The sequence below is a fragment of the Nonomuraea sp. NPDC000554 genome, assembly GCF_040300065.1.
Classification (GTDB): domain Bacteria; phylum Actinomycetota; class Actinomycetes; order Streptosporangiales; family Streptosporangiaceae; genus Nonomuraea.
On sequence record NZ_JBEPDC010000003.1, the window covers coordinates 15,005 to 29,514 of the forward strand.

A 14,510-nucleotide genomic window follows, 5' to 3' on the forward strand; every position below is an offset into this window, starting at 1 on the left:
ACGGTCGGGCACCGGCGGCGATCCGAAGGGATCGGCGGCAGCACCCCTGCAGCCGCCAGTCCCATGAGCGTGCAGGGCCCACCCGCCCTGCACACAGTGTGAGTGAATTGCTACGATCTGCGCAGGATGAGGCACTGGAGGGGGCTGTCGTGGAGTTGTTTCCGCCCATGCCGTACGAGGGCTGGCTCGAGACGAAGGAGACCATGCACCGCTTCGCGCAGATCGTGGGCAAGGTGCGGCTGGCGGCGAGCAACCGGCGCAACCACTGGTGGAACGTCCCCTTCCACCTGACGGGACGCGGCCTGACCACCCGCCCCATGGGCGGCCTGGACGGCATGCCGCTGTTCTGCATCGACTTCGACCTCGTCCGCCACCGCCTGGTCGTGGACGTGCTCGACGGCAGGTCGGCGGAGTTCGGCCTGGCCGGGCAGTCGGTGGCGTCCTTCTACACCCAGCTCTTCGAAATCCTCCACCATTTCGGGATAAATCTGGAGATCAGGGCGGTGCCGTTCGACCTGGCCGACCCGACCCCGTTCGCCGACGACACCCACCACGCCCACTACGACCCGGTCCTGGTCACCCGCTACTGGCAGGTGCTCTCCCAGGTGGCCCAGGTGCTGGACCGCTACGCGGCGGACTTCTGCGGCAAGACCAGCCCCGTCCACCATTTCTGGCACACCTTCGACATCGCGGTCACCCGCTTCACCGGCCGCGTCGTCGGAGCGGCCCAGGAGGTCGACCCGGTGACCAGGGAGGCCTACAGCTGGGAGGTCATCAGCGCGGGATTCTGGTTCGGCGACCAGGAACGCCCCTGGCCGGCGTTCTACTCCTACACCGCCCCCGAGCCGCAGGGCCTGGCGAAGGAGCCGCTGTGGCCCGACGGGGCGGCCTGGCTGCCGTCGCGGGGCAGCCACCTGGCGGTTCTCCGGTACGACGACGTCCGGGCCGCCGAGGAGCCGGTCGCGACCGTGCTGGGCTTCCTCGACAGCGCCTACCACGCGGGCGCGACGCTGACCACGTGCGACGAGCGGGGCCTGTCCAGCCCGCACGGAGTCACCGACCCGTTCCTCATGGAGCCGTAGGCCCCTTGTAGAGCGGCAGGCGGGCGACGAACTGGGCGCCCGGCCGGTGGTCGGTGATCGTGAGCGTGCCGCCGTGGGACGTGACGATCTCCTTGCACAGGGTCAGGCCGAGCCCGCTGCCGCCCTTGTCCCTGGCCCGGCTCTCGTCCAGGCGGACGAACCGCTGGAACACCCGTTCCCGGTCCTCGGGGGCGATGCCGGAGCCGTCGTCGGTGACGGTGAGGATCACCTCGCCGGCCTCACCGTCGACCCGCACCTGGACGTCCACCCGGCTGTTGGCGTGCCTGGTGGCGTTGTCGATCAGGTTGGTCATCAACCTCTCCAGCTGCAGCGGCGAGCCGAACACCGGGGCGTGGTCGACCACGTTGGCGATGACCGGCACGCGGGCCCGCACACGCCGCCTCGCCTGCTCGTCCGCGAGGCGGCTGAGGTCCACGGCCGTGCGGGGCAGAACGGTGCCCGCCTCCAGTCTGGCCAGCATGAGCAGCTCGTCGATGATCTGGGTGAGACGCCCGATGGCGGCCAGGGCCTTGGCGCCCGTCTCGGGCCAGTCGGTCTCGTCGGGGTAGGCGCTGGCGAACTCGAACTCGGTCTGCAGCGCCGAGATGGGGCTGCGCAGCTCGTGCGAGGCGTCGGCGACGAACCTGCGCTGCATCTCGGCGGAGCGCTCCAGCCGGTCGAGGGTGGCGTTGATGGTGCGGGCCAGCTCGGTGAACTCGTCGCCGATGTCGCTGACCGGCACCCTGCGCGACAGGTCGCGGCCGGAGACCTCGACCAGGTTGGCACGGATCCGCTCCACGGGCCGCAGCGCGTGGTCGACCACGGTCCAGGTGATTCCCGCGACGATGAGCAGCATCGCGGGCGTCCCCAGGAAGGTCAGGACGTAGAGCCACTCGAGCGCCGTGTTGACGTCCGCGAGCGAGGCCGCGCCGTAGACGACGACAGGCCCCGTGGGAGACCGCACCTGGATGGCTTTGACCAGGTACGACGTCTCGGAGTCGGGCTGTTCGGGCAGCGTGCGCTCGGCGGTGTAGACGACCTCGGGTGCACGCGGGGTGAAGTCGGTGAGCCGTTTGCTGTCGTCCGTCGTGGCGCTGGACGCGACGACCTTGCCGTCGGCGGAGACGACCTGCAGCAGCCGCACGCGTGCCGCGAGCGGGAGGGTGCGAGGTAGGTCACCCACCTCGGCCTTGCTCGCGGTCCGGCGCACGGCCAGCTCCACCCTGTCGCCGACGGTGCCGCGCAGGTTGGCGGGCACGGTCACGAGGACGATGACGGACACTGAGGTGAAGACCAGCGTCGCGACGAGGGTCGCGATCGTGGTCAGACGCGCCCGGATCGAGCGAGGAAGAATCCGGAACCGTTTCACCATCCATCCCCCGTATCACTAGGTGTGCACCTACCCATCGTGAGTTCCGCGTCACAGCCTGTCCGGGTTTGCTCTGCGGCGGCCCAGGGGCTGGGCGGGGCTGCCGCCGGGCGAGACCCGGACGTGGAGGCTGCTCAGCGCGTGGCGTACCCGCGATCCAGATTCGGCGAATCTGGTGTTAACGTCCGATCATGGACACGGTGACCGTGGAGCAGAACGGCATCAACGCGGTTCCCCTCGCGGAGCGGCGCGGCAGGCCGGCGGATCTGTTCTGGCCGTGGGCGGGCTCCAACCTGTCGCTGTTCGGGGTGGCCTTCGGGATCTACGTGGTGGGTCTCGGGCTCGGCGTCGTCCCGGCGATCCTCACCGGCGCGATCGGCTACCTGCTCTCGTTCGGGCTGGTCGGGCTGGTCGCCGTCGCGGGCGCGCGGTCGGGCGTGCCGACGATGACGCTCGGGCGGGCGCCGTTCGGTTACCAGGGCAACAAGCTGCCGGCCGTGCTGTCGTACGTGTCCAACGTCGGCTGGGAGATCGTCCTCGTCACGCTGTCGGCGCAGGGCGGCGCGGCGATCCTGGGACGGTTCGCGCCCGGCATCCCGCACACGACGGCCACGGCGGTGTGCTTCGCCCTCGCCACGCTGGTCACGATCGCGATCGGCGTGTACGGGCACGCCCTGATCATGGTGGTGCAGCGGTACCTGACGTACGCGTTCGTGGTGCTGACCGTCGTCTACCTGGTGCTGATGGCGCCGAAGCTCGGCACCGCGCTGAAGACCACGGCGGGCCCCGGCGGCTGGGTCGGCGGGATCATCTTCGCGATGACACTGCTCGGCCTCGGCTGGGTGAACTGCGGCGCCGACTACTCCCGCTACCTGCCGGTGGAAGCCAGGCCGTCCAGGGTGGCGCTGTGGACGACGCTGGGCGGGGCGGTGCCGCCCATGGTGCTGCTCGTGTTCGGCGTGCTGCTCGCGGGCGGCGACCCCGGGCTGGCGGACGCGGCGGGCGCCGACCCGGTGGGCGCGCTGGCCGGCGCGCTGCCGACCTGGTTCCTGCTCCCCTACCTGCTGACCGCCATCGGCGGCTTCCTGGCCGGGGCGATCATGGACATTTACTCCTCCGGGCTGTCGATGCTGGCGCTCGGCGTGCCGATCAAGCGGCACTACGCCGTGCTCGTGGACGGCGCGCTGATGCTGCTCGGCGGCTACTACCTGCTGTTCGTGTCGTCCAGCTTCCTCGGGACGTTCCAGGCGTTCCTGGCGATCATCGGCGTGGTGATGGCGGCCTGGGTCGCCATCTTCCTCGTGGACATGTGGCGGCTGCGCGCGGGCGGGCACGGCTACGACGAGCGGCTGCTGCGTCCCGGCGCCCCGGCCGTCAACTGGGCGGGCCTGGTCTCGCTGGTGGCGGCCTCGATCGTGGGGATCGGGCTGATCACCTCGACGGACCAGAACATCGCCAAGGTGGTCGGCTTCCTGATGAGCGACGAGCTGAAGGCCGGGACCTTCGGCGCCGCCAACATCGGCGTGGTGGTCGCGATGCTGCTGGCGGGCCTGCTCTACGAGGCGTTCACAATGAGGCGCCGGTAGGGCGGTCCGGCGGATCAGGGCGTCACGATCGCGAAGTCCGGCACGGGGTTGTCGAGGACGGCCACCAACCGCCGCAGCACTCCCGTGTCGCCCTCCCGGTCGACGCCCTCGACTCCCTTGCCGGTCAGCAGGCCGAGGAACTGGGCCTTGGTGAGCCTGAGCGTGAGGTCCACGTCCTGCTCGGGTGGGTCGGCCTGCTGGATGAGCGCGCCGTTCGACAGCGTGGTGCGGTAGCGCTCTCCCAGGTCGGTCAGGTGCCAGTCGATGGACAGGCGCTCGTGCCACGCCCTGGGGCCGTCGATCCTGATGGCGATCGAGTCGAAGATCTGCGGCACGCTGAGCGCGGCGACCAGGTCGGGCGAGCCGGTGTCGATGTCGGCGGGCACGATGCCGTCGGTCAGTTCCAGCGCGCCCATCAGGTAGAGGTTGCGCCACGTGCCGTTCTCCGAGCCGTGCCCGAGCCGGGTGTAGACCTCGGCGAGCAGGTCGCGGGCCTCCTTGTTGCCCTCGTCCGCGAAGACCGCGTGGTTGAGCAGTTCGACGGCGAAGCGCAGGTCGTTCTCCGCGATGTAGCGCCTGGCGAGGGCGACGACGGCGCCTCCGCCGCCCAGACACTTGACGTATCGGATCGCCCGGTCCCTCGGCGGGTGCTCCCACAGGTGCGCCGGGTTGCCGTCGAACCAGCCCAGGTAGCGCTGGTAGATGGCCTTGACGTTGTGGCCGACCGAGCCGCGGTGGCCGCGCGTGTGCCAGGACTCCTCCAGCCCGGGAGGCAGCCGGACCGCCTCGGCGATCTCCGTCCCCGTCAGGCCCTTGTTCATCAGGCGCAGCGTCTGGTCGTGCAGGTAGGCGTACAGGTCCCGCTGCCGCGACAGGAAACGGACCACGTTCTCCGCGCCCCACGTGGGCCAGTGGTGCGAGGCGAAGGCGACGTCCGCGCTGCCGGCGAACAGCGTGATGACCTCCGTCAGGTGGCGCGCCCACCCGCGGGCGTCGCCGACGGGCCCGCCGCGCAGGCTGAGCAGGCTGTGCTGGTTGTGGGTGACGTTCTCCGCCACGCACAGGGCCCGCCGCTCCGGGAAGAAGAAGTTCAGCTCGGACGGCGCCTCGCCGCCGGGCGTCAACTGGAAGACGATGCGGACCCCGTCGATCGTCTCCTCCTGACCGGTACGGGTGATGTCGAGCGTGGGCACGATCAGCGAGACCGTTCCGGTCGAGCGGGTCAGGCCGAGGCCGGTGCCGATCTGGCCCTCGGGCGAGCGCGGCAGGGCGGGGCCGTACAGGTAGACGGAGCGGCGGGTCATCGCGGGCCCGGCGTACACGTTCCGCGACAACGCGTGCTCCAGGAAGCCGGCGGGCGCGAGGATCGGCACGCCGCCGCCCGTGACGCCGCGGACGCCGCCGAAGTGGTCGACGTGGGAGTGGGTGTAGATGACGCCGGTGACCGGGCGCTCGCCCCGGTGGTCGCGGTACAGCCTGAGCGCGGCGGCGGCGCATTCGGTGGAGATCAGCGGGTCGATCACGATGACGCCGGTGTCGCCCTCGACGAGGGTCATGTTCGACAGGTCCAGGCCGCGCACCTGGTAGATCCCGTCGGCCACCTCGTACAGGCCCTGCCGGGCGTGCAGCCGGCTCTGCCGCCACAGGCCGGGATGGGCGGTGGCCGGGCACTCCTGTTCCAGGAAGGCGTAGGCGTCGTTGTCCCAGATGACCCTGCCGTCGGCGTCCTTGACCACCGCAGGGCTGAGTTTCGCGACGAATCCGCGGTCCGCGTCGGCGGCCCCCTCGGACTGGGCGTGGTCGTGGAGTGGAAGGTCGGCCATGCCTAGGTGCATTCCCGCAAACCATCCCCAGCACGGTCAGATGCCGCACGCTTTACCCCATTTATCCAGCAATAGGAGGATTTGGCGGGCGCGGTGGCCGCGATGTGATTGGCTGGATGCCCGCTGATCGCTTGGGGGACTGACGTGGAAGCGTGCGTGTTCGACCTCGACGGAGTGCTCGTCGACTCGGAACCGGTCTGGGAGGAGGTGCGGCGCGCCTTCGTCGCCGACCACGGCGGCACCTGGCAGCCCGACACGCAGTCCAGGCTGATGGGCATGAGCACCCAGGAATGGGCGGCCTACCTGCACGAACTCGGAGTCCGGCTGCCCCCGGACGAGATAGCCGGCGGCGTGATCGAGCAGATGGCCGAGCGCTACCGGCACGAACTGCCGCTGCTGGAGGGTGCGCGGGAGACGGTCAGGCGGTTGTCCGGGCGCTTCCCCCTCGGCCTGGCGAGCTCCTCACCCCGCGCCCTGATCGACGTGGTCCTCGACGCCGCCGGCCTGCGCGACGCGTTCACGGCCACCGTCTCCACCGAGGAGGTGCCCCGCGGCAAGCCGGCCCCCGACGGGTACCTGGAGGCGGCGTCCCGGCTGGGCGTCGACCCTGAGGAGTGCGTGGCCGTGGAGGACTCCAGCAACGGCCTGCGCTCGGCGCACGCCGCCGGGATGCGGGTCATCGCCGTCCCGCACCACCGCTACCCGCCGGACCCGGACGCCCTGGCGCTGGCCTGGCGTGTCCTGCCCGGCCTCGACGCGCTGACCCCGGAACTCCTCGAGTCATGATCCGTCCCGAAACCGACGCCGACACGACCGTGATCCGTCCCAGAACCGGCGCCGACCTCGACGCCTGCGTGCGGGCGCTGGCCGAGGTCCAGGCCGCCGACCGCTACCCGGTGGACTGGCCCGACGACCCGCACGGGTGGCTCTCCCCCGACGACCTCACCGGCGCGTGGGTGGCGATCGACGACGGCGTCGTACTGGGGCACGTCGGGCTCGCCGGCACGGCCGTGACCAGGCTCTTCGTCACCCCCGCAGCCCGTGGGAGCGGGCTCGCCGCCGCCCTGCTCGACACGGTCCTCGCCGCCGCCGGCACGCCGCTCACCCTGGAGGTCTCCGACGAGGGCGGCGCGGCCATCGCCTTCTACGAGCGGCAGGGCTGGCGCCGGGTCGGCAGCGCCCGCGCCCGCTGGCTCAACGCCGCGGGCGAGCCAGCCCTGGTGCATCAGTACGTCAGCCCGTGAAGATATCCTCTGGGAATCGTGCGAGACATCACGGTTTTTTCCGGCACCGCCCACCCCCGCCTGGCTGAGGAGATCTGCGCCCATCTGGGCACCCCGCTCCACCCGGTCCAGGTCAACCGCTTCGCGAACGACGTGCTCGAAGTGCAGCTCGAGGCCAACTGCCGGGAGCGCGACGTCTTCCTGATCCAGCCGCTGGTGCCGCCCGTCCAGGAGCATCTGGTCGAACTGCTGCTCATGCTCGACGCGGCGCGCGGGGCCTCAGCCGCCCGCACCACCGTGGTTCTCCCGCACTACGCCTACGCACGTTCGGACAAGAAGGACGCCCCGCGCATCTCCATCGGCGCGCGGCTGGTGGCCGACCTGATGGTGGCCGCGGGGGCCAGCCGGGTGCTCGCCATGACGCTGCACTCGCCCCAGGTGCACGGCTTCTTCAGCGTCCCGGTCGACCACCTGCACGCGCTGCGCGAGCTGGCCGGGCACTTCCGCCGGTACGACCTGTCGAACGCGGTCGTGGTCTCCCCCGACCTGGGCAACGCCAAGGAGGCCGCGCACTTCGCGCGGCTGCTCGGCACGGAGGTCGCGATGGGCGCCAAGCAGCGCTTCAGCGACGACCGCGTGGTGATCAGCTCGGTGATCGGCGACGTCGCGGGCAAGGACGTGATCATCCTGGACGACGAGATCGCCAAGGGCAGCACGGTCATCGAACTGCTCGACCGGCTCCGCGAGCGCGGCGTGAACTCGGTGCGCGTCGCCTGCACGCACGGCCTGTTCGCCGACGGCGCCGTGGAACGACTCAGCGCGATGCCGGAGGTCGAGGAGATCGTCTGCACGAATACCGTGCCGTCGCCGAAGCCGAGCGACAAACTCACGGTCCTGTCGATCGCCCCCGCCCTCGCCGAGGCGATGCGCCGCATCCACGACGGCGAGTCCGTGAGCGCCCTCTTCGGCACCCTCTGACACCCCCGCATCCGGCCCTCCGGCACGTCGATGGGCCTCCGCCGGTCGGGGAATGGGTTTGAACGGGCGGCTCGATGCTTGCCATGCTCGTGCGATGGCCGATACGAGACTCGCGAACCAGATCGTCCTTGTCACCGGCGGGAGTGGCGGGATCGGCGCGGCGATCGCGCGGGCGTTCTCAGCTGAGGGAGCCCGCGTGGCGGTCCACTACTTCACCGAGGCGCCGCCTCCTTCCGGCGTCACGTGGGAGCACCTCACCCCCGCCGCAGAGGCGGCGGCGACGCTGGCCGCCGAGCTCGGCGGCGTCGCCGTCCAGGGTGATCTCCGGGAGCCGGACGCGGCGCGGCACCTGCTCGACGAGGTCGAACGGCAGCTGGGGCCGGTCGACGTCCTGGTGAACAACGCCGCGCACTGCGAGTCGCCGGACACGATCGACGCGCTGGACGCCGGCGGGCTGCGCCGCCACTACGAGGTCAACGCGATCGCCCCGGCCCTGCTCATCTCCGAGCTGGCACGGCGGCCCTCGACGGCGACGTCCCGGTGCGTGGTGAACATCTCCACGGACGCCGCCCGCGCGTTCCCCGGCCAGATCGGCTACGGGACGTCCAAGGCGGCCTTGGAGGGTCTCACGCGTGGGGCCGCGCTCGACCTGGCCGCGGCGGGTATCCGGGTCAACGCGGTGGCCCCTGGCCCGGTTCAGACCGGGTGGATGGACGCCGACCTGCTGGAACATGTCCGTTCGATCGTCCCGATGGGCCGGGCGGGCGAGCCGGGCGACATCGCCGACGCCGTCGTGTTCCTCGCCTCGCACCAGGCCCGCTGGATCACCGGACAGGTCCTCCAGGTGGCGGGAGGCCACGCATTGTGACCACGCCGCGGACCGCACCACCGCCCAAAGAGGACCCACACCACCACCCGGAGAGAACTCACTCCACCGCCCGAAGAGAACCCACGCCATCGTACGGAGGGTGCCGCGGTGCGGTCTAGGGGGAGCCGGTTCCATGCTCGTTGGGCCGGTTTGCCGGGGCCACCTTTCGCTGGAGCCGACAGTGGATCATAGTTCAATCATGCACGGGGCAACTGATCTTCTGCTGACGCGTTTCCTCGACGACATCGTCCCCGCGGTGCCCCTGGTCGCGCTCTGGGCGCACGGCTCGCTCGCGGCGGGCGACTACCAGCCGGGCCGCAGCGACCTCGACCTGATCGCCGTCGTGGAACGTCCGATCAACCGCGAGGAGTGGAAACGGCTGAAGCACCTGCACGGGGCACTGGACCTGCCGCTCGCGGAGCACCTGCACTGCTCCTACCTGCCGGAGGCCGAGCTGGCCGACCTGAAGGCCGAGCACGTGACCTGGGCGCACGATCATCTCTTCCAGCGTCCGGTCACCCCGGTCACCCGGCGCGAGCTGCACGCGGGCGCTCTGGAGCTGTACGGCCCGCCTCCCGGTGAGCTGCTGCCGCCGGTCTCCGACGAGGAGCTGGTCACGTTCGTCCGGACCGACCTGGAGGAGTTCTGGCTGGCGAACACGCACGGCCGGCGGCACTGGCTCACCGACATCTGGGTGGACCTCGGCCTCCTGACGGTGGCCAGGGCGACGGTCACCTTGCGGGACGGACGGCTGATCACCAAGCGGGAGGCGCTGGACGTGCTCGCGGAGCTGGACGCGCCGCCGCTGGTCGTGGCGGACATCCGGGCCCGGCGGTACGGCCTGCCGCGTCCGGCGCTGAGCCGGTTCCGGCGGGCGAAGCTGGCCCGCGCCTTCGTCAGGACGGCCGCCAAGCACGCCCTGCGCTGACCACACGCACGGAACTCCCACCGGCCTCGCCGGGCGCTGACGTCACTCACAGGGCTCCGGCGAGTCTCGAAAGCCCTTCGGCGATCTGGGCGGGGGTGAGGCCGAGGTCGTGCCGCTGGTAGCCGTACACCTCGGGCGCGAGCGGGGCGAGCAGGGCGTCCACCAGCGCGTCGGGGGCGGGGGTGCCGGCGGCGACGAGCAGCGAGCGGACGTGCGCGCGCCAGAACCCGTACGCGCCGGTCTCGAACCGCGAGCGCCCGACCTCGGCGCCCAGCACCAGGTGGGCGTGGCCGTCCAGCAGCTCGACCATGGCGGCGTAGAAGGCGGTGAGGCGCTCGGCCGGAGGGGCGCCGGGGCCGAGGGGAGGGTCGCCGCGCATCAGTTTCTCCTGTAGGGCCCGCTCGTGCTCGTCGAGCAGGGCGACGGCGATGGACGCCCGGTCGGGGTAGCGGCGGTAGAGCGTGCCCCGGCCGACTCCGGCCGCCTTGGCGATGTCGTCCATCGTCACGTCCTGCGCGGGCCGGGCCGCGAACAGCTCGGCGGCGGCCTCGAGGATCCTGGCGCGGTTGCGCGCGGCGTCTGCTCTCTCCACGCTCAACAGTCTATGTGGACATTGCGTCCGGATATGCTTAAATGGACGCAGTGTCCGCTTAACTCTGGAGACCTCATGAGCAACCTGCTGCACCTGGACGCCAGCGCGCGCCGCGCGTCGTTCTCACGCCGGCTGTCGGCCGTCTACGCGGAGACCTGGCGCGCGGCGAACCCCTCAGGCGGCTACGTCTACCGCGACCTGGCCGCCGACCCCGTCCCGCACATCGACGAGGCGTGGACGGAGCTGTGCGACCACATCCTGGAACACGAGATCCGCGACATCTCCCGCTACCGCGAGGCCGTGCGCACGCCGGCCCGTGAGCGCGCGTGGTCGATCGTGGAGCCGCTGCTCGACGAGGTGGTGGCGGCGGACGTGATCCTCATCGGCACGCCGATGTACAACTTCTCCATCCCGTCCTCGCTCAAGGCGTGGCTGGACCAGATCACCTTTCCCAAGATGTCGCTGAAGGGCCGGTCGTTCGTGGTGACCAGCGCCAGGGGCGGCGCGTACGGCCCCGGCACGCCCCGCGAGCCGATGGACCACCAGGAGAGCTTCCTGCGCGACTTCTTCAAGGGCCACTTCGCGGTGGAGGATGTCGTGTTCGTCCACGCCGAGCTGGTCAACTCCCTGCTCGACCCCGCGCTCGCGCACCTGCGCGGCAAGCACGAGGAGTCGCTGGCGGCGGCGCTGGAGCGGTTGGCGACGGAGGTGGCCGGGTGAGCTGGCTCGTCCTCGTGCTGGCCGGGCTGGTCGAGGTGGCCTGGTCGCAGAGCATCAAGCCGACGCAGAACTTCACCAGGCCGGTGCCGACGCTGATCTGCCTGGTGCTGATGGCCGCGGCGGTGTGGCTGCTGTCGCAGGCGATGAACACGCTGCCGGTCGGCACCGCGTACGCCGTGTTCACCGGAATCGGCGCCGTCGGCGCGATCACGCTGGGCATCGTCCTCAACGACGACCCCGTGTCGGTGGGAAGGGTGGCCGCGTTGTCGCTGATTTTGGGAGGAGTAGTGTTGGCGCGGCTTACCACCTGATATCGGGGAAAGGGCGCGAATGGGAGAGATCAGGAAGCTCTATCTGGTCGCCGCCGGCTCGGCGGTGGAGCTGCTGAACCATCCCGCGGTCGCCGCCGCCTGGAACAAGCCGAGCGCGCTGACCGAGTTCAGCGTCGCGGGCCTGGCGGGGCATCTCGCCTTCCAGCTCGTCCGCGTCGACGGCGTGCTGCCGGAGAGCGACGTGAAGCAGGAGCCGATCTCCCTGATCGAGCACTACACCAGGTCGCCGTGGGTGCAGGCGGGGCTCGACCACGAGAGCAACGTGGGCATCAGGCGCGTCAGCGAGGCCGCGGCGACCGACGGCGCCGCGGCGCTGGCGGCCAGGACCGCGGAGCTGCTCGACCGCCAGCGTACGGAGGTGCCCGACCAGCCGGAGGACCGGGTCGTCCACATCCCCTCGTCGGGCTGGTCGCTACGGTTCGACGACTTCCTGCTGACCCGGCTGATGGAGCTGGTCGTGCACTCCGACGATCTCGCGGCCAGCGTGGGCCTCGCGACGCCCGAGCTGCCGCCGGAGGTCGTGAACCCGGTCGTCGAGCTGCTGGCCCAGCTGGCCGTGCACCGGCACGGCGCGACGGCGGTGATCCGCACGCTGAGCAGAGCCGAGCGGGCCCCCGCCACCATCAGCGCCTTCTAGTGCCACATCGCTTGATCACAGTCGGTGAATAGCCGATTCCGTCAGGGGCGGGTAGAGGCGGCCGCGCCGGTCAGGGCGCGGCCGCTCGGGCGGTCGCCTGGGCATGCTGTTCGTCGGTCATGCCGCTGGTGGTGCCGGGGTAGTCCTGGTGAAGGTCGTTGCTCGAAGGAGCGGCTGTTCCTAGGAGTGGTCACCCGGCTTGCCGACGACCTTGGTCTCCAGCTGTGCGCTCCACAACACGGGAGCCCCGGCCTTCACGGTTCCGGTCATCCCGCTGGGAAGGGGCGGGGCGGTCGTGCCCGGCTTCGCCTGCGGGACGGTCGTGCCCGGCTTCGCGGCGGGAGGGAATTGCCAGTCGGCGACGTTCTCGGCGTAGGCGCCGAGGAACCGGTAGTCCCCGGCGTCGATGATGATCTCAAAGCGCTCCTGCGCTCCGGTGTAGGCGAACGCGACGCCGTGGCGCCCCGCCGCGTCGACGGCGTCCTGCTTGACCGAGACGCCTTCCATCTTCGGCAGCGCGCGGAACAACGCGGCGCGGACCTCGGAGGCGAGCGGTTGGCCGCCCATCAGATCGAGGATCGTCTTGAAGACGCGCTCCTGCTCGGAGGCGTTCTGGTTCCACGGTGAGGCCGGAACCTCGGCGACGGCCCTCTTGATCCTGGCGAGCACCTCCTCGGGTGTGACGGGTGCCTTGGCCAGGTCGGCATCGGTAAGGCCAGGGCTGACCGCCTCGGTGACCATCTTGCCCGTGCCGTCGTCCATCGCGACCTTCTTGCCGTCCAGGCTGTACCACAGTTCGAGGGTCTCACGCTTGTTGAGGTCCACCTCGGGCCGCGGCTCGGCGCGCAGCGGGGCGAGCGACTCCTTCACGTACATCCACTGGCCGGTTGAGGGTGTCCCCTTGTTTGCGGCGTACGGATCGCGTTCGGCTGTTTGGGCGGCTCGCTCGCCAAGCTCTTGGACGCTGGCCGCGGCCGGTGGGTTGTCACCGAGCACCACGCCGAAGCCGACGACGACGGCCGCTGCGGCCGCGGCGGCCATCCCGAGCCGCCAGGTCAGACGAGGGATGCGAAATGTCCGCCGTGTCACGGGTGCGGGGATCGGTTCGTGCATCGCCCGCAGGAGCCGGGTCCTGGCCGCGTCCTTCGCCTCGCGCGTGATCACCGGGGTGTTTTCGAGGAACTGCTTGAACTCGTCCATCATGCGACCTCTCTCGTCGGATCGGTGCCGCCGAAGGCGGCCTTTGCCTTCTTGCGCGCTCGGTGCAGGCGGGAGCGGACGGTGCCGATCGGCACACCGAGCACCGCCGCGACCTCCTCGTAGGCCAGATCGCCCCACGCCACCAACAGCAGCACGTCACGATCGCCTGAGGACATGCCTGCCAGCGCCCCCGCGAGCCGGCGGTCCTCCTCCTGCGCGGCGACGCGGCCGACCACCCTGTCGGCCATCGGCTCGGGCGACGGGCTCAGGCCGGTACGGCTCAGCGCGCGCAGGAACCGCTCCTCGCCGCGCCGGTGCTTGGCGATGAGGTTGGTCGCGATGCCGTAGAGCCATGGGCCGGCGAACTGCCGGGCGAGGTCGTAGGAGGCGCGAGTACGAAAGGCGGTCAGGAACGTCTCCGCCGCGATGTCGTCGGCCGCCTGGGTGCCGAGACGCTTGGCGATGAACTGGTGGATCTGCTCGATGTAGCGGTCGAACACCCCTGCGAACTCTTCCGGGTCGTCATGTGACCGGCGGATGAGTTCGGCGTCATTCGCCTCGACTGTCTCCGCCGGGTGCGGTTGTGTCATGCCTGTTCTTTCCCGATGGAGCGGATCGGGTTCTCACCGACCGCGCGCTGCTGTCCGGTCGGCGGGTCACCACAAATGATCAGATCCGAGACGCGCGAGGCGTGAACACAACGCAATGAGCCGTTTCCATCCTGAAGCGGCAGGTCACAGGCTTGTTGCAGGCTCCTGAACCTGATCGACACGCAGAGAAGCCGGTGCCTGCCGAAAATGTCTTCCACACAGGTCATCGCCTCGGCCTGGCTTCGCCTGACGTGCGTGCTCTTCGGCCGTCTCGCAAAGCGAAGCTCAGCCGTTGGCACCCGCATGAGCTGCGTCACTCCGGAGCCTCGTTCCTGCTGGCCAGGTGGAGGGAGCAGGGTGCACATTCTCCAGCCACATGGCCTGAGCTGAGGGAACGCCTCATACGGCTCGCGGCGAGCGCATGGCCAATCCGTTCACGTCCCGTATCCGCCGGGCCGACAGCCGCGCCGTGGATTGGAACCTTTCCCCCGCATCCGGATAAGTACCGTCGTGACATCCATTCCACACGAGCAATCGCCCATGACGGGCCGGACGCTCCACATGGCGGGGTCCGTGCAGCAG

Annotated in this window: 16 protein-coding genes; 10 read left to right on the forward strand and 6 right to left on the reverse strand. The window is 70.5% G+C overall.

Features of this window, described 5'->3' with window-relative positions; genetic code table 11:
* Positions 1–149 precede the first annotated feature (149 nt).
* Complete coding sequence (locus ABT294_RS06470; RefSeq protein ID WP_350803997.1) at positions 150–1,082, forward strand: DUF5996 family protein; 933 nt, start codon at positions 150–152, stop codon at positions 1,080–1,082.
* Here ABT294_RS06470 and ABT294_RS06475 read toward each other — a convergent pair.
* Positions 1,069–2,454, reverse strand: a complete 1,386-nt coding sequence (locus tag ABT294_RS06475) for a sensor histidine kinase (protein ID WP_350803999.1) — start codon at positions 2,452–2,454, stop codon at positions 1,069–1,071. The two genes, ABT294_RS06470 and ABT294_RS06475, sit on opposite strands and share 14 nt — an antisense overlap.
* Before the next feature lie 188 nt (positions 2,455–2,642).
* Here ABT294_RS06475 and ABT294_RS06480 point away from each other — a divergent pair, with 188 nt between their 5' ends.
* Positions 2,643–4,037, forward strand: coding sequence for a purine-cytosine permease family protein (locus tag ABT294_RS06480; RefSeq protein WP_350804001.1), 1,395 nt, complete (start codon positions 2,643–2,645; stop codon positions 4,035–4,037).
* 14 nt (positions 4,038–4,051) lie between these two features.
* Here the strand turns inward: ABT294_RS06480 and ABT294_RS06485 are convergent, their stop codons facing one another.
* A complete protein-coding gene (locus ABT294_RS06485; RefSeq protein ID WP_350804003.1) occupies positions 4,052–5,860 on the reverse strand; it encodes an alkyl/aryl-sulfatase in 1,809 nt (602 codons plus the stop codon).
* 156 nt (positions 5,861–6,016) lie between these two features.
* On the opposite strand from ABT294_RS06485, the gene ABT294_RS06490 reads away from it, so the two are divergent.
* The 5 genes from ABT294_RS06490 (at position 6,017) to ABT294_RS06510 (ending at position 9,857) form a co-directional block, all read left to right on the forward strand.
* Positions 6,017–6,646 (forward strand): HAD family hydrolase, encoded by a 630-nt coding sequence (locus ABT294_RS06490; protein ID WP_350804005.1) that lies wholly within the window; start codon positions 6,017–6,019, stop codon positions 6,644–6,646.
* Positions 6,643–7,104, forward strand: a complete 462-nt coding sequence (locus ABT294_RS06495) for a GNAT family N-acetyltransferase (RefSeq protein ID WP_350804006.1) — start codon at positions 6,643–6,645, stop codon at positions 7,102–7,104. The genes ABT294_RS06490 and ABT294_RS06495 overlap by 4 nt, the downstream gene beginning before the upstream one ends.
* An 18-nt stretch (positions 7,105–7,122) precedes the next feature.
* Positions 7,123–8,061 carry a ribose-phosphate diphosphokinase gene (locus ABT294_RS06500; protein WP_350804008.1) on the forward strand — a complete coding sequence of 313 codons (939 nt, stop codon included), beginning with the start codon at positions 7,123–7,125 and terminating at the stop codon, positions 8,059–8,061.
* A 94-nt stretch (positions 8,062–8,155) separates the two neighbouring features.
* Entirely contained in the window at positions 8,156–8,929 is a 774-nt protein-coding gene (locus ABT294_RS06505; RefSeq protein ID WP_350804009.1) for an SDR family NAD(P)-dependent oxidoreductase, read from the forward strand.
* Between the two features lie 199 nt (positions 8,930–9,128).
* Positions 9,129–9,857, forward strand: a complete 729-nt coding sequence (locus tag ABT294_RS06510) for a nucleotidyltransferase domain-containing protein (RefSeq protein ID WP_350804010.1) — start codon at positions 9,129–9,131, stop codon at positions 9,855–9,857.
* 46 nt (positions 9,858–9,903) lie between these two features.
* On the opposite strand, the gene ABT294_RS06515 is transcribed toward ABT294_RS06510, so the two are convergent.
* Positions 9,904–10,449, reverse strand: coding sequence for a TetR/AcrR family transcriptional regulator (locus ABT294_RS06515; protein ID WP_350804011.1), 546 nt, complete (start codon positions 10,447–10,449; stop codon positions 9,904–9,906).
* A 75-nt stretch (positions 10,450–10,524) separates the two neighbouring features.
* Between ABT294_RS06515 and ABT294_RS06520 the strand changes: the two genes are divergently transcribed.
* Genes ABT294_RS06520 through ABT294_RS06530 form a run of 3 tightly spaced genes read left to right on the forward strand, consistent with a single transcriptional unit; the run spans position 10,525 to position 12,138 of the window.
* Positions 10,525–11,169: an FMN-dependent NADH-azoreductase gene (locus ABT294_RS06520; protein ID WP_350804012.1), complete on the forward strand. Its 645-nt coding sequence runs from the start codon at positions 10,525–10,527 to the stop codon at positions 11,167–11,169.
* Complete coding sequence (locus ABT294_RS06525; RefSeq protein WP_350804013.1) at positions 11,166–11,480, forward strand: DMT family transporter; 315 nt, start codon at positions 11,166–11,168, stop codon at positions 11,478–11,480. Before ABT294_RS06520 ends, ABT294_RS06525 begins: the two co-directional genes overlap by 4 nt.
* Positions 11,481–11,499: 19 nt before the next feature.
* Complete coding sequence (locus tag ABT294_RS06530; RefSeq protein WP_350804014.1) at positions 11,500–12,138, forward strand: maleylpyruvate isomerase N-terminal domain-containing protein; 639 nt, start codon at positions 11,500–11,502, stop codon at positions 12,136–12,138.
* 180 nt (positions 12,139–12,318) lie between these two features.
* Here the strand turns inward: ABT294_RS06530 and ABT294_RS06535 are convergent, their stop codons facing one another.
* From ABT294_RS06535 to ABT294_RS06545, 3 genes are read right to left on the reverse strand one after another with little or no spacing between them, the layout of a single operon-like run.
* The gene (locus tag ABT294_RS06535; protein WP_350804015.1) at positions 12,319–13,341 is read right to left on the reverse strand and encodes a CU044_5270 family protein; all 1,023 of its coding nucleotides are present in this window, start codon (positions 13,339–13,341) and stop codon (positions 12,319–12,321) included.
* Positions 13,338–13,928: an RNA polymerase sigma factor gene (locus ABT294_RS06540; RefSeq protein ID WP_350804016.1), complete on the reverse strand. Its 591-nt coding sequence runs from the start codon at positions 13,926–13,928 to the stop codon at positions 13,338–13,340. The genes ABT294_RS06535 and ABT294_RS06540 overlap by 4 nt, the downstream gene beginning before the upstream one ends.
* On the reverse strand, positions 13,925–14,245 hold the full coding sequence (locus ABT294_RS06545) for a hypothetical protein (protein WP_350804017.1): 321 nt from the start codon (positions 14,243–14,245) through the stop codon (positions 13,925–13,927). The genes ABT294_RS06540 and ABT294_RS06545 overlap by 4 nt, the downstream gene beginning before the upstream one ends.
* Positions 14,246–14,510 lie beyond the last annotated feature (265 nt).